The following is a 20333-nucleotide window of genomic DNA, read 5'->3' on the forward strand; positions in this document are numbered from 1 at the left end:
TAATAAATTTACTCCCTCTCTTATTCATAAAACTTACTGATCCATTAAGGAGCTACTGTGTTTAGTTATCGCCACGCTTTTCATGCGGGTAATCATGCAGATGTCCTAAAACATACTGTACTTATCCATGTTTTAAATTATTTTAATCGTAAACCAACACCCTATTGGGTCATTGATACACACGCTGGGGCAGGTATTTACGATTTAGGCGATGAATGGGCAGAAAAAACAGCCGAATTTACCACTGGGATTACACGTCTTTGGCATCAAAGTGATTTACCAGAAGATTTACAGCACTATGTGAACTATATTAAAGACCTCAACTTAGGTGAGTCACTACAATTTTACCCGGGCTCACCTTGGATTGCATTAGAATATATGCGAGAAGGCGATCGTTTACGATTATTTGAATTGCACCCCAGTGAATTTCAAGTATTACAAGATCATATTGCTCAGCAAGATAGACAAATCAGCCGACAGGTAACCATATTTGAGAAAAACGGTTTTGATTTCTTAAAATCACAACTACCACCACCGCCTCGCCGTGCTATTACACTGATTGATCCCTCTTATGAAGATAAAACCGATTACCGTCATGTTCTTAAAACCGTCAAAGAGGCACTAGCACGTTTTCAGACAGGTTGTTACCTTATTTGGTATCCTCTCGTGCAACGTAAAGAGGTTTTTGATATGGTTCACCATCTTGAGAAACTACCCAATGTAAGCTGGATAAACGCAGCACTAACAGTAAAAAGACCAACAAAAACAGGGTATGGCTTACATGGTAGTGGTATGTTTATTATCAACCCTCCCTATACGCTATTACCTGCCCTACAAAAAATAATGCCCTACCTCGTTACCCATTTAGGGGAAGATGATAAGGCAAGTTTCCAGCTAAACCATTTTGAGAAGTAAAACACTATTCTTCTGGATAGTTTACTTCTAAAATAATAAGCTCTTGAGGGCCTGATGGTGTCGTTAAATTAACGCTATCCCCCTCTCGAGCTTTTAATAAGGCTTTGGCTACAGGAGAAATCCAGCTAATTTTACCATTAAGTGGATCAGCCTCATCAACACCAACAATCGTTACTTCGATGACTTCGCCATCTTGATTTTCATACTGTACCGTTGCACCAAAAAATACCTGATCTTTATTAGGTTGTGTCGCTGGATTAATAACCTCAGCGATATCCAATCTTTTTGTCAAAAATCGAATACGTCTATCAATTTCACGCAATCGCTTCTTTCCATACAGATAATCACCATTTTCAGAACGATCACCATTTGATGCTGCCCAAGATACGACTGAAACAACCTCTGGGCGCTCCACTTTTACCAAATGTTCTAACTCTTTTCGCAACATTTGATACCCTTGTACGGTCATATAATTTTTGATACCTTTCGGCAATGATGGCTCTTGTTGATCATCATCTTCTTCTCTATCGGTTTCTTTTGTAAATGCTTTACTCATTATTTCACTATTTTAAATATAAAGTTTATAAAAACGTATGCCATACTGGTGTTAAACCAAAATCAATATCAGGGACACAACCAAGCATCATTTTTTTAGGATCAACACCATGAAAATCCGAACCACAAGAGGCTAAAAAACCATATCGTTTTGCCACATCTGCATACTGCTGATATTGCTCTGGACGGTGAGAACCTGTCACTACCTCAATGGCTTGTCCCCCTAATGATTTAAATTGGTCAAAAAGTACAGCAAACTCCATTTCTGAATACTTATAACGCCCCGGATGTGCAATCACAGCGATGCCTCCAGCCCCTATAACCCAATTGATCGCTTGCTCTAAGGTTGCCCAAGCACCTGCTACATAGGCCTTTTTGCCATCACCTAGGTAGATATCAAATGCTTCTTGAAGATGATGACAAAATCCCTGATTAACCATATAGCGTGCAAAATGTGTCCGACTTAATAAATCAGGATTTCCTGCCAAGGCTAATGCCCCTTCAAAAGCTCCCTCAAGACCAAATGATGTTAATAAAGATGCCATCTTATGTGCCCGTGCTACTCTATCTTCTCTAAGACGCTGTAACCCCTCTAGTAAAGCGGTATGGTGAATATCATAGTTTAGCCCGACCATATGTAAGGTTTTTCCTAGCCATGTTACTGAAATTTCAATCCCTGTAATATAGCGTATTCCCAAATCACTTGCCGCTTGTTGAGCCTCTTGCTGCCCCCCTACTTCATCATGATCGGTTAAACTCCATACTTTTACCCCATTCTGGTACGCCAATGAGGCTAAGGCAGAAGGGGTATAAATACCATCAGATACCGTAGAATGGCAGTGTAGATCAATAGAAGAATAACGGGTCATTTATTTAAACCTTAAACATAATACGATTGATTTGGCTTATATGAATTACTACTAATTACTTATCATACAATATTTAATTATTTTAATCGTCTATATATCCATAAAACGCTATTTTAACGATAATTAACACTTATTAAATCATAGGGATTTTTTATAATTGCCTAAAATACCAGATTTAGTTAAGAAGGACAAAAATAGTCAGTTTAGCCATCTCAAATAAGCCATTTTCAATATAGAATAGACACCCTTCCTTTTTAGGTAAAATACAATAATTTCCCCATTCTTAGTAGCAGTTATTACCAATAAAAACCATTAATAAGTGCTATCTATGCCAATATCGCCTATGTTTCTCTCGCCATTGTTCATGCTGCAGTCCTAGTACCATAGAGCGAAAATAAAGTGCCCCTGTTTCTGCTGTATTCAAAAATAGACTTCCCTGCTTTTGCCATGCTTCTTTAACTACTTGGTGAGGGTGCTTAAATTGATTATTAAACCCTGTTTGTGCAAAGGCAATCTGTGGTGATACCTGTTCAATAAATATCTGACTTGAAGAAGAGTGAGAACCATGATGAGGAACTTGTACAATATCATAGGGGTGCCACTGTATCTCTTTTTCTTGTGCCTTACCAATATCACCAGTTAATAGCACTCTATGATACTTTCCTTCAATAGACAGTACACAGCTCTGCTCATTTTTCGATTTTATCGGTAAAGTAGTAATGGGTTTATTTAAAAATCGAAAAACGACCCCATCAAAAGAAAAACTTACCCCTTTAGCACAAACTTGATAAGATAAATCAGGATTTACACTACTAATCTCTCTATCCAAAAGTCTAGCCTCATAGTCGATAAAGGCATCCACTTTAAAAGAAGCATAGACGTTATGGATAAAAAATTGTTCTACCAGCGAAGACATCCCCCCACTATGATCAAGATCGGCATGAGAAACCACCAAAGCATCTAACTGCTTGATACCTAAAGCTCTAAAGGCTGGTAGTAATACTCTTTCACCTGAATTATTATTCACTGAACTTCTGATTCCTGTATCAAATAACATATAGTGATGACGTGTTTTAACCAAAATAGCCCCTCCCTGACCAATATCAAAAGCCCACATCTGCCATTCACCCTCTGCAATTGTTTTATCTTGAAAATAAAAAGCAGGAAGCAATAAAAAAATAGCTAATCCTTTAAAAGGAATACCTTGGGGTAATAACCCTAGCAAAATACCAACAACACATAAAGCAAGTACCCATATCGGTTGGTCGGCAAAATCAATCATTGCCCATGATAGTTCACTTAACCATTGACTTAATTGCATCACTTTTTCGAGTAAATAATGACAACTATCCGCTATCCACTGATTTAACGTATCCCATGGGTTTATAACACTCAAGATGCCCAAACATAATGCCATTGGTGTAATAATCATCCCTACCGTAAAAATCGCATAGGCATTAACTAATGGAGCAATCAATGAAATCTGATGAAAAAAGACCATTAAGAAAGGGGCTAAAGCAATAGTCATCGCTCCTTGCAACACCACCCACTCTTTTAATAAAACCATATAGGGTGAATACGTAGATGTGGCTTGTTGTTGATGAATTTTAGCCAATTGAAAGCGTGCTAATAATTGATGCAATACAGCAACCGCCCCAAAAGATAAATAAAAACCAGTCGTTAATATCGCCCAAGGATCAAGTAATAGAACAAACACTGCTACAACTAAAAATAAGGAAGGTAATGATAGTTTATATTTAAATAATTGCATCAGATAAACCATCAATAACATCAAAAAAGTCCGTTGCGCAGGTACTCCCCACCCAGCTAATAAACAATAGAGTAAAGCCGTTAATACAGCAATACCACCTGCTATTAACCAAATATTTATAAATTCACTTAGTCGTTTATATTTGTATCTTATTCTTTTTAATAAAAATAGTGTTATTAACGCTGCCAAACCAGATAGCATCGTAATATGAGAACCACTGATTGACACTAAATGTATCATACCTGTTTGATTAAATAACTTCCAGTCCTCTTGTGTAATCCCTTGTTGATCCCCCATCACTAATGCCAAAATAACCGCTCCATAACGCTTTCCCTCTAAAAAGGGTTGCATATTTGCACGTACATCATGCCGCCAACTTTGAATCCATGTGGATAAAGTATGGTCTGCTGTTTTAAGTAAAGTAGGTGTCCCTTTTACCGTACCTAAAGCACGAATATTTTCACGAAAAAGAAATTGTTCATTATCAAAACCACCCGGATTTAGTAAGGTATTAGGAACTTTAAGTTTTAATGACATCTCCCATACTTGTCCGGGACGGATCAACGGTATATGATCGGCAGTTTTTTTTTGATAAAGATTAAATTGTTTACTCAATAGCCATTGCACCCGTATCGTGTCAGGAATACCCTTTAAAAATGGTGCATCAAGTACCTCCACATCAAACCGTACACTATCTGTATCATATAAAGCAATATCCGTTACTCGCACAAGCAAACGACTTACTTTACCAATATGTTCCTCTGCTAATACATTATCTAAACGTTGATGAGCTAACCATAAACAATAGCTAAAAGCAAGTATAAAGCCCAATAAGTAAAATAAGATAGACTTTATCCCTTGTTGATAGGTTTGATAAAAAACCATTATTTTGTTACTTAAAGAAGCGGTATAAGGCTTTTTATACCCATAAATACCCAAGCACCCAATACTCAATACAAATATAGAAATGAGTAAGTAATAAGTAACTGTTAGTGGAGGCAACACACTTAAATACTGTGTCAATCCAACACCACTTACCATACCAATACAAAAGCGTAATAACATAAACCATCAATATATAAAAAGATAGTGTATTATTTATCACTCGATCTTAAATACCAATAACTACTGTTTACATTTATCCTAGAGGGATTACCCTAATATTTATTGTACATAAGATAACTGCATTCTAGGCATGATACGGAGTGCATTTTGTGTGGTGATTTTTTGAATATCGTCTAGCGACATTCCTCTTAAATCAGCTAATACTTGTGCAATACGAGGTAAATTTTCTGGACTATTTCGGCGATTATCTCCTGATAACCAAGCAGGTGGAATATCAGGGGCATCCGTTTCTAATACAATAGACTGCATATCTATTTGTGTTACCAAACGGCGAATTTGTAAAGAACGCGTAAAAGTCATCGTTCCCCCAAACCCTAAACAGAAACCCTGCTCTATAAATGCCTTAGCTTGTTGCTCACTACCATTAAAAGCATGTGCAATCCCCCCTCGTATATTCAATTGACGCAAATATTTAAGCACCATATCTTGAGAACGTCTTACATGAAGCAAAACAGGTAGCTGATATTTTTTAGCCATTTTAAGTTGCTCTTTGTAAAAAAAGAGTTGCCTTTCTCTTTCTATTCCTGTACTAATCTCTGGTACAAAGAAATCTAAGCCTATTTCCCCTATAGCGACTAAACGTATATCTTCATTATCTAATGCTGATTGAATGGCTAATTCAACATCCGCCAAATCTTCATCTTTGGCATAACGCACATACATAGGGTGAATGCCTAAGGCATAATACCCACCCTTAAACTGTGCTGCCAATGCTTTAACAATACCTAAATTCTTTTTCATTACCGCTGGAATGACAATACCTGTTACCCCATTATTCAAACTTTTTTCAATAACAGCCATTCTATCCGTATCAAATTCTGGCGCATCTAAGTGGCAATGTGTATCAATTAGCATAAATATATTAAAGTTTTTGGTAAAATAAAGGCTATTTTACTGTGTTTCTATCATTAGGAGGATAATGATGTCTTTTGATGCCGATATTATTGTAGTAGGGGCGGGTCCTGCTGGTTTAGCTTTTTGCCGTACACTGGCTCAAAGCCCTTTAAAGGTACTTTTACTTGAAAAACAAGAAGAAGAAAATATTAAAAACCCTGCTTTTGATGGACGAGAAATTGCTATTACGCACTCTTCTCGCCAAAGTATGCAACAACTTAATATATGGCAACATCTTCCAAAAGATGAAATATATCTTCTACGTGATGCTAAAGTTTTTAACGGTACGTCAGATTATCAACTCCATTTTGAAGAAAAAAATCCTCGTATCCCTGGTGAAGGTTTAGGATTTTTAATTCCTAATCACTGCATTCGACAAGCTAGCTATCAAGCAGTTAAAGAGCAAAATAATGTACAAATCCGTTATGGTTTAGGTGTAAAAGACGTTGCTTTAAATGAACAAGGTGCAACCGTTACACTAGATAATGGCGAGCAAATATCTGCTCGCCTTGTTGTAGCTGCAGATAGCCGATTCTCAAATACTCGCCGTAAAATGGGTATTGGTGCTGATTGGAATGACTTTGGTCGTACCGTACACGTTTTCCGTATGCGTCATACTAAATCGAATGAACATACTGCTTTTGAGTGTTTCCATTATGGTCGTACTTTGGCTATTCTCCCCCTAGAAGAACATCTCAGTAGTTGTGTAGTAACGATTGATACTCATCGTTCTCATGAGATTACCGATTTAACCCCTGAACAATTAGCACAAAGTATTATGAACCAGTTAGGACATAAACTTGGTGATATGCACATGGAAGAAACATTAGTCAGTTACCCTCTTGTCGGAGTACATGCTAAAACGTTCTATGGGGTATCATGCGCCGTTATTGGTGATGCTGCTGTTGGTATGCACCCTGTTACTGCCCAAGGCTATAACCTTGGTTTACAAAGTGCAATGATATTAGGTGGTCTTATCACAGAAGCAGCATTAGCAGGACAAGATATTGCGGCACCTAGTTTATTAGCCAAATATGAGCGTAAACATATGTTAAGTACCAGAGCACTCTATCATGGTACTAACTTTGTGGTTAAGCTCTTTACCACTGAAAATGCACCCGCTAAACTACTACGTTCTGCAGTTATGCGTATCAGTAATAACCTCCCCCCCGTTAAGTACTTGATTACTCGTCAATTAACGCATATTTAAGTCGTTAATCATATATAGAAAAGCAGGTTTAATAAGCCTGCTTTTTTATCACTTAAATGCTCTTTAATGTATTAACTACGAGTTGAAAGGCATTTGAATGCCCTTGTCGGCTTGGATAGTAGAGATAAAACGGATCGTAAACCATGGCATTTTTCGGTAATAATTCCACCAATTCGCCACGATCTAAATAATTTTGCACATCACCCATTTGCGGCAACCAAGCAATACCTAAGCCATCCAGTACCGCTTGTGTACGAAGATGATTATTAATAGAAAATTGTGGTCTAGGGATAAATTTTACCGTTTCTTTTTTCACCTTAAATTCCCAAGGCAACTCCGAACCGTGTTGGGCTGAAATCCACATACCAATCAAACGATGATGAGTTAATTCTTCGATTGTTTTTGGCACACCTTTTTCAGCAATATAAGTAGGGCTTGCTACTAATGCCATTTTGAGTGGTTCAGAAATTTGTACGGCAATCATTTCAATTGCCACATCTCGTCCCAATCGTACACCAAAATCAAAGCCCTCTTTTACAATATCCACCCAGCGATTTTCCACCACAATTTCAAGGTTAATTTGCGGATCGTGAGAGTTTTGGAATAGCGAAAGTATAAGTAATTAATGAAATAAATTCACGACACTATCAATTTAACCCCAATTTATCTTCATTAAAATGCGGTATAAAATAATAATATACCGAGGAATAAAGGAAAACTAAATGAACACTATCAAAACCTTAATTGAAAAACAAGCAATTAAAGAATTGGTGGATACTTTCTCAAACCTTTCGGATGAGAAAAATGTAGCGGCACAAGATCCATTATTTACTGAAGATGCCCATGTCACCACTTATATTGGTGGAGAAGTGTTTGCCGATATGAAAAATCGTGCCGAAATTGTAGAAGTATTTACTAATTTTTTAGCCAATTTCAAAACAGTCTATCACCTTAACGGACAATTAACCGTCACACATTTAGATGACATCCAAGCCGAAGCCATCACCTATTGCCAAGTAGCATTGGTGGAAGAAAAAGACGGTAAAGATATTATTCATAACCATTATGTTCACTACAACGATACTTACACAAAAGTAAACGGCACATGGCTAATCAAACGCCGTATTGCCAATTTTATGATTAGCGATAGTCATGTATTAAATGCTTAAACAACCCACTCAACAAGGAGTACAATCATGCAATATATTCAACTTTCCGATAATCAACAAATCCCTATGCTTGGTTTTGGTGTATTCCAAATTGCCCCTGAACACACGGAACAAGCGGTATTAGACGCAATTAAAGCAGGTTATCGCCATATTGATACAGCTCAAGCCTATCTGAATGAAAAAGAAGTCGGACAAGCCATTGCAAAATCAGGTGTCGATCGTAAGGAACTTTTTATTACCACCAAAGTCTGGCTCACAAATTATCTGGATGCCCGTGCATCAATTGAACGTTCTCTTGCCAAACTTGGTACGGATTATATTGATTTGGTGTTGTTACATCAGCCATTTAACGACACTTTTTCGGCATGGCGTGATTTAATCGCACTCAAAACAGAAGGAAAAATTCACGCTATTGGGGTGAGTAATTTCACTCCCTCAGAAGTGGCAAGTCTTGGTCTTTATAGCAAAGTGATGCCTCAAGTCAATCAAATTGAAGTCAATCCGTTCCATCAACGTCCCGAACAAATCGCACAATTACAAGAAATGGGAATTACCGTGCAGGCATGGGCGCCTTTTGCAGAAGGAATGGACGATATTTTCAATCATCCCGTATTAAAAGGCATTGCCGATAAATACCATAAAACCACCGCTCAAGTGATTGAACGTTGGCTGATTGAACAAAATATTATCGTCTTGGCAAAATCAAGTCGTGCAGAACGTATGGTAGAAAATTTAAATATCTTTGATTTCAGTTTGAATGAGGAAGATAAAAAACACATTCGCACCTTAGATCTCGGTCAATCCCATATTTTCAGACATGATGACCCTAAAGCCGTTGCCTTTTTAGCCAATTATGAAGTGCATGGAATTTAGTGGGATTTTTCTCGTTATTTATTGGTAGCAAAATTTAGAAACTAAATAATAAACATAAGGTGGGTAATTTACCCACCTTGTTTAATACGGCATTAATAAGTGCGGTTAATTTTTGTTAAGTTTTTAGACTGCTATATTGTTATTCCTATCTTTTATGTATAACTATCGCGTAACCGACAGCATTTTATTAAATCGCCAACAAGATTTTGTTTATCCTCCTCAGGCAACGACATAAAAAATTGAGTAGCAAAATAAAGCTCTCGTTGAATATAGGCAAATAATCCTTCAAATAAATCGGGGTGAGATTGTTTAATATCAGCTAATTGTTCCAATTCAAATAGGATAATAGATAAAAAATCTTTAACATTTTTTGCCGGAAGTGATGCTGTTGTACTACCTATTCTCCCGACATGATATGAATAGAAAAAACTGTCATAAATAGCATATTGATGAATATGCTTAGCTAATTTGAAACTCCATTCACTATCTTCATAACGTTTTTCGATTGGAAAGAAAATATTATTTTGGATAATGATTTCTCGCTTTACAACCTTCATACATGCACTTGAACGGTATATAGAACGAGATATGAGTAGAGAAAAATCATCGTAATAACTTCCCGATAAATCCGACTTATCAATATGAATAATATCCTGTGGTTTAGAAGGATCATGTAAATGGATGACTTTAAAGGAATGAAAAATAATATCCGGCTCATTTTTTTCTTTAATAATATTGGTAATATCGCTAAGAATACTTTTCCCTTCCCAAAAATCATCTCCGTCTAAAAACATAATATACCGACCTTTAGCCACTTTTAGACCGATATTTCTTGCGGTAGAAACGCCATTATTCGCTGTTTGAATAAAGGTTATTTGTGGAAATTGTTGAGCCAGTGAATAACAAATATCACCGGATTGATCCGTTGAACCGTCATTAATCACAATTAATTCATAGTGTTCGAAATTTTGTTGCAATACTGAAGAGAGTGCTTTATGAACAAAGGCTTCTACATTATAAACAGGGACGATGATTGAAAATAAAGGCGAAGTATTGTGTGGCATAGTTAATAAGTCAAAAATAGAAATTGGCTATATTCTAAATATAAGGAAAAGTGCGGTCAATTTTTTTGTATTTTCAAATATCAATAAGCTATTTAGACCATTAGTGAGATAGTTTACTTCTCATTAGTTTCTATTCAAATAGAGAAACACTACATTTTAAATAATGAATTGATAATATAGATATACGGTATCTTACTTTGATTATTAACGACAATATAACTGTTTTCTATATTAAAACTCTCAAAAAAAGCAGGTAAATTACCTGCTTTTTTTACTTATATAAGTGATAACAAACTTATGCCGCAAAATTTTGTTCTGCAAATTTCCAATTAACCACTTTCCAGAAACCACCTAAATAGTTAGGACGAGAATTGCGGTAATCAATATAATAAGCGTGTTCCCAAACATCACAGGTTAATAATGGCTTATCTTCTGTGGTTAAAGGTGTAGCAGCATTGCTTGTATTCACAATATCTACTGTACCATCTACTTTTTTCACTAACCATGTCCAACCAGAACCAAAGTTAGCTGCTGCTGATTTGTTAAACGCATCAACAAATGCCTCAAAACTACCAAATTTAGCATCAATTGCTTTTGCAAGTTCACCTTCAGGTTTTCCACCACCATTAGGTGATAAACCATTCCAGTAAAATGTATGATTCCAAATTTGCGCAGCATTATTAAAAATACCACCAGTTGATTTTTTAACGATTTCTTCTAAAGAAAGATTCTCAAACTCTGTGCCAGGAATAAGATTATTCAAATTAGTCACATAAGTTTGATGATGTTTACCATAGTGGTATTCTAATGTTTCTTTTGAAATATGAGGTGCTAATGCATCTAAAGCATAAGGCAATTCGGGTAATGTATGTACCATTTTCTTTTCCTAAAATAAGTGTTAAATAGCAAAACCTATCGATAACAATAATGTTTATAGGCTTTATATGAGCATTTTTCCTGATAATAATAACTTATCAGTCTGTATATTTTATCTTAGAAGTCAATTATCTGCATCTAAAACGCATACATTCACCCTACCTTGCCCCAATTCTATCTGTAGAGTTTGCCCTTTTTGTAGCTGTTTGGCTTGGCGTACCACTTTCATCTGCTCATCATATGTAATCGAATAACCCCGTTGAAGAATGGCTCTTGGGTTATACGCATAAAGTGATGCTTTTTTAGCCTCTAACTGAGATTGTTTATATTGCCATAGTCTAGGCATAAGACGTATTAATTGATATGTATATTGCTTAATTTTCTCTTGTTTAGGAATAATCTGCTGTGGTAATGAACGGTATAATCGTTTCTCTAAACTCTCTACTTGATGCCGTAATACCGTTATATCAGGACGATTTTGTTGCAAAGCACGTACTTCTTGGTTTAATAGCAAGGCATTATCTTTTAGCTGCTGATGGATATTTTTCTCTAAGCGTTGATGTAAAAATTGGGTTTTTTCAAACCATTGCTGTAAACGTTGCTGAGGGGAAATCAGCCGATGACTCGCTCGATCTAAACGCATAATATACGTTTGTTCTTGATGCGTAAACGCCCGATATAATCGCTGTAAATAGTGTGATATTGTATTTTGCCAAGCCTCTGTTGTGACTGACACCAATTCAGCCGCCGCTGTTGGGGTAGGGGCTCTCACATCTGCCACAAAATCAGTAATCGTAAAATCAGTTTCATGACCAACACCACTGACAACAGGTAATGGAAACTGATCAATCTCTCGTGCTAGTTGTTCATCATTAAACGCCCATAAGTCCTCTATACTTCCCCCTCCTCTGACCATCAATAAAACATCAATTTCTTGTCGCTCTTTTACTTGAGATAAAGCATTTATCAGAGATTGTGGCGCTTCTTTACCTTGTACAAGACTAGGATAAATAATAATACGCATATAAGGAGCTCTACGGCGAATAGCGGTTAACACATCTTGTAAAGCAGCCGCGCCTAATGACGTAATAATACCTACCGTACGGATAAATGATGGTAAGGGTTTCTTACGTCTCGCATCAAAAAGCCCTTCTTTTTCTAATTTATCTTTAAGCCGTAAAAAAGTTTCATGTAAATTGCCCAGACCAGATTGACGTAATTGCCAAACCTGCAACTGGTAATCCCCCCTTGGTTCATACAATGTTACTTGGGCAAAAACCTCAACCTCCATACCATTTTGAGGACGAAAATCAACCGATACAGCCTTTCCCCGAAACATAACCGCTCTTACCTGAGCATGATCATCTTTAAGCGTAAAATACCAATGCCCCGCAGCAGATTGTATAAAGTTAGAAATCTCCCCTTTAATCCATAATACATCAATCTGCTCTGATAAAACTCTTGTTACATATCGATTTAATTGAGAGACACTGACAACAGGTTTTTCTTGTCCTAGGGGCGAGGGTTTATCTATACCATAAAAATCATTTACATTCATCTTTTTCGTCACAAAACAAATAAATTTTCCACAACAAGAAAAAATCAATAAGATACGTCAATTTGCTATAGATTAGCGAAGATTAATAAACTTTTTCATTAAAAGTATTTTATAACCAATTGATTTTAAAGCATTATTTCAATAATAATAAAATTGCACCCTTTTTAAGCAGTAGTAAGCTAGCTTATGTAAATCCTATGCTAAGCAAACTTTTGCACAGAGTTATCCAAAGAAAATGGGGATAACTTATTTCGCTAAAGTTATCCAAAATATGATGAATAAGTCATGTATTTTACAATAACTATTCATGCCACTATTCTACTCAATCCTGCTTACAAATAGCAGAATATACACGCTTACCTACCTAAAAAACAAAAACAATTTATTTAGTTCGCATTTGCGAACAAATTATTTTAAACTATACCTATTCTTTTCCCTTTCTCTTAAATAATGCGTTTATTTAAAACAATCAAAACAACTCTTCATCACTCTATTCAGGCACAATGGTTAAAAAAAGGGCTATTTAGCTTTCTGCTATCACCATTGAGCGGTATAAGCTATTGTTATACACAAAAAAAACGGCAACATTACCTAACAAAACCAAATCTAGCTTTTCATGCCCCCGTGCCTGTTATTGTTGTGGGTAATATCTTTGTTGGAGGAACAGGTAAAACACCCTTAACCATTGCACTGGTCAAAGCCCTACAGCAAAGGGGATATTCCCCCGGTATTATCAGCCGAGGATATGGCGTAAAGATTGGTAAATATGCCAAAAGTGCCTTTCAACAAAATGCATACCCCCATGAAATTGGCGATGAACCTAGTTTACTTGCCCAATATGCACCTATTGCCGTACATCCTATACGTTCAAAAGCAGTAGAACAATTACTACTTGATTATCCTACAACAAACGTAATTATTAGTGATGATGGGCTACAACATTATGCATTAGCCCGTGATATTGAAATTATTGTTCAGGATCAACGAGGTACTGGTAATGGTCAATTATTACCAGCAGGCCCTTTGCGTGAAAGTGCCTCACGCTTACAAACGGTTGATTTTGTGGTAACAAACTATAATACGAAAGCACAAGCGGATCAAGCCTATCTCACAAACACAAATAGCACTAAGAGCAATACCTCCTCTTCTAGCGAAAAAACCCAGCATATTGGTATGTATCTCAGTATTCAAACCTTTGAGCATATCGTTTCAGGAAAACATTACTCGGTTTCTTCTTTCTTAAGAAACTTTTCTCATCAAACCTTTTATGCCATTGCGGGCATTGGTCATCCCCAACGGTTTTATCAAAGCCTTAACAATATGGGTATTACGCTTAAAGCAACAAGAGACTTTGATGATCATTATGCCTTTCAAGCAGAAGATTTAGCCCCTTTTACGACGGGTATAGTATTAATGACCAGTAAAGATGCGATTAAATGTCGTCATTTTGCACAAGATAATTGGTGGGCTGTCCATGTTGATGCTCAATTTACTAATCCTGAATTTTTTGATGAAATTTATCACAAAGTTTCGCATTTACCGTTATACTCTACTTATACCGAATAAATTGTTAAATCAGGATAGTTGTTTATATGAATCCAGAATTTATTAAAAAATTACGATGCCCAGTGACTAAAAAACCTCTTCGTTATGATGCTGAGAAACAAGAACTCATTTCCGAAGAAGCTCAACTCGCTTACCCAATTAAAGACGGAATTCCTATCTTACTTAAAGAGCAAGCTCGTTCACTCGCATCACATGACAAATAAATTTATTGCTATTATTCCTGCCAGAGCAGCATCCACACGACTACCGGGAAAAATGCTTGCAGATGTCGGTGGCTTACCACTCGTTGTTCGTACTGCATTACAAGCCAAGCAATCAAAGGCTGACCGTATTATTATCGCTACCGATGATGAACATATTGCTCAAGTCACACAATCTCATCATCTTCAAACCATGCTAACGGCTAAAACACACCCTTCTGGCACAGATCGATTGTCCGAAGTTGTACAGACACTCGATCTAACTGATGACACGATTGTTGTGAATGTACAAGGTGACGAACCCCTCATTGATCCTGAGTTGATTAACCAAGTAGCTTATTCACTAATTGAGCATCCTGAAGCATCTATTGCTACTTGTGCCTATCCCATCACCGAGGCAGATAAACTATTTAATCCTAACATTGTTAAAGTTGTCTGTGATAAAAAGGGATTAGCACTTTATTTTTCTCGTGCACCTATTCCATGGGCAAGAGATGCTTTTAATCAGGATAAATCCCTCTTGCCTCATCCTAGTCATGCACTACATCATATTGGTTTATATGCCTATCGAGTTGGTTTTCTCAAACACTATCCACAATTATCGACAGGTATTTATGAGCAGCATGAATCACTCGAGCAACTTAGAGCATTAGAGCATGGTTATAAGATTTTTGTACTCAAAACACAACAAGCCCCATTGCCCGGTGTTGATACAGAAGAGGATCTATTGCGATTAAGGGCTTATCTTGCTGATACAGCAGATTCTCACATATTCCCTCATTCTCTACCCAATACACACAAAAAGCCTTTATAATGATTGATTGCTATTAAAAGGTTAATTTATTTCAGGAGAACACTTATGCGTCTTATTCTTCTTGGCCCTCCCGGTGCAGGTAAAGGTACTCAAGCGAGTTTTATTACTCAAAAATATGGTATCCCACAAATATCAACGGGTGATATGCTACGAGCTGCTGTAAAAGCACAAACACCCTTAGGTATTGAAGCAAAGAAAGTGATGGACGCAGGTAAGTTAGTATCTGATGATATTATTATTGGATTAGTCAAAGATCGTCTTACGCAGCCAGACTGTGCAAATGGTTATCTTTTTGATGGCTTTCCTCGTACTATTCCTCAAGCAGATGCCCTTAAAGAAGCAGGCGTTCAGCTAGATTATGTGGTTGAAATTGATGTACCCAGTGAAGCGATTATTGAACGAATGAGTGGTCGCCGTATTCATCCTGAAAGTGGTCGTAGCTACCATATCAAATATAATCCTCCCAAAGTAGAGGATAAAGACGATGTAACAGGTGAACCTCTTATTCAACGCGATGATGATAAAGAAGAAACTGTTCGTAAACGTCTAGATGTTTACCAAGAACAAACTCGCCCTCTTGTAGAATACTACTCTAGCTGGGCAAGTCAATCACCAGATCAAGCGCCTAAATATGTCAAAGTATCAGGTGTCGGCAAGGTTGAAGAGATTACACAACGCATTGCAGATGCCATTAAGTAATTAGTTATTTATATCTGACTCAGTTTCTACTGGGTCAGATAGTGCTTTAGTATTACTTGACACTTATCTATAAAAATATCCCAATTACAGATATTTTATCTCGTACTTTCCTCCTATTTAAAAGTATAATACCTCTCCAGAACATTCATTATAAAGAATAGATCTATTAGAGCTACTCTTATCATGAATATTGATGCCTAGTCCGATTAACAAATCATTGATATGAGTCCATATATCATTGATTTTTATAACCCTATTAATATAGCAATGAGTTTATTACGTTCAGCTGCCACCATTAGTGGACTTACTTTACTATCACGCATAACAGGACTTATCCGTGATATTTTAATTGCCCGAACTTTTGGAGCAAGTCCCTTTACTGATGCGTTTTGGGTCGCTTTTCGTATTCCTAATTTACTACGTCGCCTCTTTGCTGAAGGAGCATTTTCTCAAGCCTTTGTACCTATATTAGGGGAGCAAAAGGCAAAACAAACTCCAGAACACGTTAAAACACTCTTAGATCATGTGGCAATGGTACTGTTCTTTACACTATTCATTGTCACCCTACTTGGTATTATCGGCGCCCCCATTGTCGTATGGATTACGGCAACAGGAATGAAAGAAAATGCAGGACTTCAGGAAACCATTTGGATGACCAGAGTGATGTTTCCCTATATTTTATGTATGTCCTTAGTAGCTTTTGCTTCTGGTGTACTAAATACATGGAAAAAATTTGCTATCCCAGCATTTACACCCGTCCTACTTAATCTTTCCATGATTTTTGCCTGCTTTTTTTTAGTAGGTCTATTTGCACAACCTATTTATGCACTTGCTGTTGGTGTCATGATCGGAGGAATTGCTCAGCTTATTGTACAATGGATTGCTTTAGCAAAAATTGGTTTATTACCTAGCTTTAGGCACAATCTAAAAGAGGCTTGGGCTGACCCTCATGTTAAACGTATCATTAAGTTAATGGGACCTGCTATTTTAGGGGTATCTGTCGCTCAAATTTCTATTCTTATTAATACCAATATTGCCACATGGCTACCGTCTGGCAGCGTAACATGGCTTTCTTTTGCTGATCGTTTAATGGAGTTTCCCACTGCCCTACTCGGTATTGCTATCGGTACGGTGCTTTTACCAAGCCTAACAGCCGCTAATACCAAAGGGGATATTGAAAACTACAGTCAATTACTGGATTGGGGATTACGCTTGGTTTTCTTACTGGGATTACCCTGTGTACTCGGTTTAGCGTTATTGAGTGAGGGCTTAGTAGCGAGCTTATTTCATTATGGTGCTTTCTCACACCAAGATGTACTAATGACAAAAACCGCTGTTTTTGCCTATGCGATTGGACTTATTGGTATTTTATCAGTCAAAATCCTTGCACCGGGATTTTATGCTAAACAAGATATTCGTACACCCGTAAAAATTGCCATTATGGTACTTATCAGTACACAAGTCTTTAATCTTATTTTTGTGCCTTTCTTTGCTCACGCTGGGTTAGCATTATCCGTAGGATTAGGGGCGAGTATGAATGCACTCTGCCTATATATAGGTTTACGCCGCCGTGGTGCTTATCTTTCTCGTACATCGTGGTTACCCTTTTTTATACGCTTATTCCCTGCTTTATTATTATTAGGATTATGGCTTTACTACGCACAACAATTTATTGATTGGCAGATGCTTGACCCTCATAGCATTAATCATTGGTTAGGTTTAAAAATAGCACAATGGTTAGGGCATTTATCATGGATACCCTCTGCTAGTCGTATTATGGCATTGATAATTATTCTCTTAGGTAGTATGCTTATTTACTTTGCTAGTTTATTTATTATAGGGTTTAGGATACGAGATTTTACAAGAGTACGTTAGTAAGTAACCATTAAAAATCTTATGAATATTCATTATTCAACAAAAAACCCTCTATCGCTAGAGGGTTTCTTTGATTAGATACCAAGTATCCTATTCAGCAGTAGGCTCTTCTGGTAATACAGGAGCAGAACCTTCTAATCCTTCTAAACCACCTAATGCTTTTGCTGATAAGCGTAAACGACCACGATCATCTGCTTCAATCACTTTGACTTTGACTTTTTGACCAACGCTTAATACATCATTAATATCATTAATGCGATAGTTAGCTATTTCTGAAATATGAAGTAAACCATCACGTCCTGGTAAGATTTGAACAATACCACCAAAGTCTAATAGACGTTGAACAGTACCTTCATAGACTTGACCGACTTCAACCACTGCTGTTAATTCAGCAATACGGCGTTCTGCTTCCTTCGCTTTTTCTAAGTCAGTTGAAGAAATAGTGACAACACCTTCATCCGTAATATCAATTTGACAACCTGTTTCTTCTGTTAAGGCTCGGATAGTTGCACCACCTTTACCAATGACATCACGGATTTTTTCTGGGTTAATTTTCATGGTTAGCATACGCGGTGCAAAGCTAGAAAGCTCCTCACGAGAACCTGAAATAGCCGCTTTCATTTTACCAAGAATATGTAAACGACCTTCGCGTGCTTGTGCTAATGCCACTTGCATAATTTCTTTGGTAATCCCTTGGATCTTAATATCCATTTGTAATGCAGTAATACCCTTTTCTGTACCTGCTACTTTAAAGTCCATATCACCAAGGTGGTCTTCATCACCTAAAATATCGGTTAGAACAGCAAATTTATTCCCTTCTTTAATCAGACCCATTGCAACACCAGCCACATGATCGCTCACTGGTACACCCGCATCCATCATAGCTAAAGAACCACCGCATACAGAAGCCATAGAAGAAGAACCATTTGATTCGGTAATTTCAGATACAAGACGAATGGTATATTGGAAATCATCATGAGGAGGTAATGTTGCCACTAATGCTCGTTTAGCAAGGCGACCATGACCAATTTCACGACGTTTTGGTGAACCAAAGCGACCACACTCACCTGTTGCAAAAGGAGGCATATTATAGTGAAGCATAAAATGATCACGAGACTCACCCAATACAGAATCAATAATTTGTTCATCTGATTTAGTACCCAATGTCGCTACCACTAATGCCTGTGTTTCACCACGCGTAAATAAAACACTACCATGCGTGCGTGGTAATACACCTAAACGAATCGAAATCGGACGTACAGTGCGTGTGTCACGACCATCAATACGAGGCTCACCATTAAGGATTTGACCACGTACAATTGCTGACTCTAAATCAAAGATAATATTATCAATTGCCACTTCATCAGGTGTTTCTTCACCACGTTCTACCGCTTGTTGAGCTAAGACTTCTTTCGCTTGTGCCGCAACCGCTTTTAGTTTGCTAGAGCGTTCTTGTTTTTGACGAATTTGGAAGGCTTCTTTTAAACCCTGTTCAGCAACGGCTTTAACCGCAGCAATTAAGGTTTCATTTTTAGGTGCTGGCTGCCAATCCCATTCAGGCTTACCCGCTGCTTCGACTAACTCATGAATCGCATTAATAGCCGTTTGCATTTGCTCATGACCAAATACCACGCCACCTAGCATTACTTCTTCACTAAGTTGCTGAGCTTCTGACTCTACCATTAATACGGCAGATTCTGTCCCTGCAACCACTAAATCCATTTGTGATTGAGCCACTTGTGAAATGGTTGGGTTTAATACATATTGACCATCAATATAACCTACACGAACCGCACCAATAGGACCATTAAAAGGGACACCAGAAACGGCTAAAGCAGCAGATGTACCAATCATAGAAACAATATCAGGATCAATCTCTGGATCAACTGATAATACATGAACAATAACCTGAACTTCGTTATAAAAACCTTCAGGGAATAATGGACGTAGAGGACGATCAATCAAACGTGAGGTTAATGTTTCTTTTTCAGTAGGTTTACCTTCACGTTTAAAAAAACCACCTGGAATACGACCAGCAGCGTATGCTTTTTCAACATAATCCACCGTTAAAGGGAAAAAATCCTGCCCTGCTTTTGCTTCTTTCGCCGCAACTACCGTTGCCAACACAACAGTATCCCCCATAGAAGCAACAACAGCTCCCGATGCTTGTCGTGCAATTTCACCTGTTTCTAAAACAACTGTATGTGCACCATACTGGAATGATTTACTGACTTTATTGAACATATATGCTCTTCCTTCTAATAGTATTGCCTTCACTATACAAATACACCATGATGCCA

Annotated in this window: 18 protein-coding genes; 9 read left to right on the forward strand and 9 right to left on the reverse strand. The window is 37.3% G+C overall.

The genetic code is table 11. The features are described from left to right. Window positions 1-57 precede the first annotated feature (57 nt). Window positions 58-915: a 23S rRNA (adenine(2030)-N(6))-methyltransferase RlmJ gene (locus F9B76_RS03555; protein ID WP_159990880.1), complete on the forward strand. Its 858-nt coding sequence runs from the start codon at window positions 58-60 to the stop codon at window positions 913-915. A gap of 4 nt (window positions 916-919) precedes the next feature. On the opposite strand, the gene greB is transcribed toward F9B76_RS03555, so the two are convergent. From greB to F9B76_RS03575, 4 genes are all read right to left on the reverse strand, one after another. Then, entirely contained in the window at window positions 920-1471 is a 552-nt protein-coding gene (gene greB, locus F9B76_RS03560) for a transcription elongation factor GreB (protein WP_159990881.1), read from the reverse strand. Window positions 1472-1496: 25 nt separating this feature from the next. Then, on the reverse strand, window positions 1497-2339 hold the full coding sequence (locus F9B76_RS03565) for a PHP domain-containing protein (RefSeq protein ID WP_159990882.1): 843 nt from the start codon (window positions 2337-2339) through the stop codon (window positions 1497-1499). 322 nt (window positions 2340-2661) lie between these two features. Continuing rightward, window positions 2662-5175 (reverse strand): DNA internalization-related competence protein ComEC/Rec2, encoded by a 2514-nt coding sequence (locus tag F9B76_RS03570; RefSeq protein WP_159990883.1) that lies wholly within the window; start codon window positions 5173-5175, stop codon window positions 2662-2664. A gap of 99 nt (window positions 5176-5274) precedes the next feature. Beyond that, window positions 5275-6090, reverse strand: a complete 816-nt coding sequence (locus F9B76_RS03575) for a TatD family hydrolase (protein ID WP_159990884.1) — start codon at window positions 6088-6090, stop codon at window positions 5275-5277. 64 nt (window positions 6091-6154) lie between these two features. On the opposite strand from F9B76_RS03575, the gene ubiM reads away from it, so the two are divergent. After that, a complete protein-coding gene (gene ubiM, locus F9B76_RS03580; protein ID WP_235914877.1) occupies window positions 6155-7339 on the forward strand; it encodes a 5-demethoxyubiquinol-8 5-hydroxylase UbiM in 1185 nt (394 codons plus the stop codon). 52 nt (window positions 7340-7391) lie between these two features. Here ubiM and F9B76_RS03585 read toward each other — a convergent pair whose 3' ends face one another. Further along, entirely contained in the window at window positions 7392-7901 is a 510-nt protein-coding gene (locus F9B76_RS03585; protein ID WP_201289345.1) for a LysR substrate-binding domain-containing protein, read from the reverse strand. A 160-nt stretch (window positions 7902-8061) separates the two neighbouring features. On the opposite strand from F9B76_RS03585, the gene F9B76_RS03590 reads away from it, so the two are divergent. Together F9B76_RS03590 and F9B76_RS03595 are read left to right on the forward strand one after the other, a co-directional pair. Beyond that, entirely contained in the window at window positions 8062-8508 is a 447-nt protein-coding gene (locus F9B76_RS03590; RefSeq protein ID WP_159990885.1) for a nuclear transport factor 2 family protein, read from the forward strand. A gap of 27 nt (window positions 8509-8535) precedes the next feature. Beyond that, window positions 8536-9381, forward strand: coding sequence for an aldo/keto reductase (locus F9B76_RS03595; protein WP_159990886.1), 846 nt, complete (start codon window positions 8536-8538; stop codon window positions 9379-9381). Window positions 9382-9533: 152 nt separating this feature from the next. On the opposite strand, the gene F9B76_RS03600 is transcribed toward F9B76_RS03595, so the two are convergent. The 3 genes from F9B76_RS03600 to xseA all read right to left on the reverse strand — a co-directional run bounded on the left by F9B76_RS03600 (window position 9534) and on the right by xseA (window position 12891). Next, window positions 9534-10445 (reverse strand): glycosyltransferase family 2 protein, encoded by a 912-nt coding sequence (locus F9B76_RS03600; RefSeq protein WP_159990887.1) that lies wholly within the window; start codon window positions 10443-10445, stop codon window positions 9534-9536. Between the two features lie 295 nt (window positions 10446-10740). Further along, window positions 10741-11322 (reverse strand): superoxide dismutase [Fe], encoded by a 582-nt coding sequence (sodB, locus tag F9B76_RS03605; protein ID WP_159990888.1) that lies wholly within the window; start codon window positions 11320-11322, stop codon window positions 10741-10743. A 123-nt stretch (window positions 11323-11445) separates the two neighbouring features. Then, window positions 11446-12891: an exodeoxyribonuclease VII large subunit gene (gene xseA, locus F9B76_RS03610; RefSeq protein WP_243140674.1), complete on the reverse strand. Its 1446-nt coding sequence runs from the start codon at window positions 12889-12891 to the stop codon at window positions 11446-11448. Between the two features lie 438 nt (window positions 12892-13329). Between xseA and lpxK the strand changes: the two genes are divergently transcribed. The 5 genes from lpxK (at window position 13330) to murJ (ending at window position 18033) form a co-directional block, all read left to right on the forward strand. Then, the gene (gene lpxK, locus F9B76_RS03615) at window positions 13330-14445 is read left to right on the forward strand and encodes a tetraacyldisaccharide 4'-kinase (RefSeq protein WP_159990889.1); all 1116 of its coding nucleotides are present in this window, start codon (window positions 13330-13332) and stop codon (window positions 14443-14445) included. Between the two features lie 26 nt (window positions 14446-14471). Further along, on the forward strand, window positions 14472-14648 hold the full coding sequence (locus F9B76_RS03620; RefSeq protein ID WP_159990890.1) for a Trm112 family protein: 177 nt from the start codon (window positions 14472-14474) through the stop codon (window positions 14646-14648). Then, window positions 14638-15459 (forward strand): 3-deoxy-manno-octulosonate cytidylyltransferase, encoded by an 822-nt coding sequence (kdsB, locus tag F9B76_RS03625; protein WP_159990891.1) that lies wholly within the window; start codon window positions 14638-14640, stop codon window positions 15457-15459. The genes F9B76_RS03620 and kdsB overlap by 11 nt, the downstream gene beginning before the upstream one ends. A 45-nt stretch (window positions 15460-15504) precedes the next feature. Further along, window positions 15505-16158, forward strand: a complete 654-nt coding sequence (adk, locus tag F9B76_RS03630; protein ID WP_159990892.1) for an adenylate kinase — start codon at window positions 15505-15507, stop codon at window positions 16156-16158. A 267-nt stretch (window positions 16159-16425) separates the two neighbouring features. Then, the gene (gene murJ / locus F9B76_RS03635; protein WP_159992080.1) at window positions 16426-18033 is read left to right on the forward strand and encodes a murein biosynthesis integral membrane protein MurJ; all 1608 of its coding nucleotides are present in this window, start codon (window positions 16426-16428) and stop codon (window positions 18031-18033) included. A gap of 90 nt (window positions 18034-18123) precedes the next feature. Here murJ and pnp read toward each other — a convergent pair whose 3' ends face one another. After that, window positions 18124-20277, reverse strand: coding sequence for a polyribonucleotide nucleotidyltransferase (gene pnp, locus F9B76_RS03640; protein ID WP_159990893.1), 2154 nt, complete (start codon window positions 20275-20277; stop codon window positions 18124-18126). Window positions 20278-20333: the final 56 nt, after the last annotated feature.

Source organism: Pelistega ratti, from assembly GCF_009833965.1.
GTDB lineage: Bacteria > Pseudomonadota > Gammaproteobacteria > Burkholderiales > Burkholderiaceae_B > Taylorella > Taylorella ratti.

Coding starts and splice junctions, on each gene's coding strand:
- F9B76_RS03600 (WP_159990887.1), bottom strand. CDS start 10,445: ATGCCACACAATACTTCGCCTTTATTTTCAATCATCGTCCCTGTTTAT.
- ubiM (WP_235914877.1), top strand. CDS start 6,155: ATGATGTCTTTTGATGCCGATATTATTGTAGTAGGGGCGGGTCCTGCT.
- sodB (WP_159990888.1), bottom strand. CDS start 11,322: ATGGTACATACATTACCCGAATTGCCTTATGCTTTAGATGCATTAGCA.
- F9B76_RS03595 (WP_159990886.1), top strand. CDS start 8,536: ATGCAATATATTCAACTTTCCGATAATCAACAAATCCCTATGCTTGGT.
- F9B76_RS03570 (WP_159990883.1), bottom strand. CDS start 5,175: ATGTTATTACGCTTTTGTATTGGTATGGTAAGTGGTGTTGGATTGACA.
- F9B76_RS03620 (WP_159990890.1), top strand. CDS start 14,472: ATGAATCCAGAATTTATTAAAAAATTACGATGCCCAGTGACTAAAAAA.
- kdsB (WP_159990891.1), top strand. CDS start 14,638: ATGACAAATAAATTTATTGCTATTATTCCTGCCAGAGCAGCATCCACA.
- murJ (WP_159992080.1), top strand. CDS start 16,426: ATGAGTTTATTACGTTCAGCTGCCACCATTAGTGGACTTACTTTACTA.
- F9B76_RS03590 (WP_159990885.1), top strand. CDS start 8,062: ATGAACACTATCAAAACCTTAATTGAAAAACAAGCAATTAAAGAATTG.
- adk (WP_159990892.1), top strand. CDS start 15,505: ATGCGTCTTATTCTTCTTGGCCCTCCCGGTGCAGGTAAAGGTACTCAA.
- lpxK (WP_159990889.1), top strand. CDS start 13,330: ATGCGTTTATTTAAAACAATCAAAACAACTCTTCATCACTCTATTCAG.
- greB (WP_159990881.1), bottom strand. CDS start 1,471: ATGAGTAAAGCATTTACAAAAGAAACCGATAGAGAAGAAGATGATGAT.
- F9B76_RS03575 (WP_159990884.1), bottom strand. CDS start 6,090: ATGCTAATTGATACACATTGCCACTTAGATGCGCCAGAATTTGATACG.
- pnp (WP_159990893.1), bottom strand. CDS start 20,277: ATGTTCAATAAAGTCAGTAAATCATTCCAGTATGGTGCACATACAGTT.
- F9B76_RS03565 (WP_159990882.1), bottom strand. CDS start 2,339: ATGACCCGTTATTCTTCTATTGATCTACACTGCCATTCTACGGTATCT.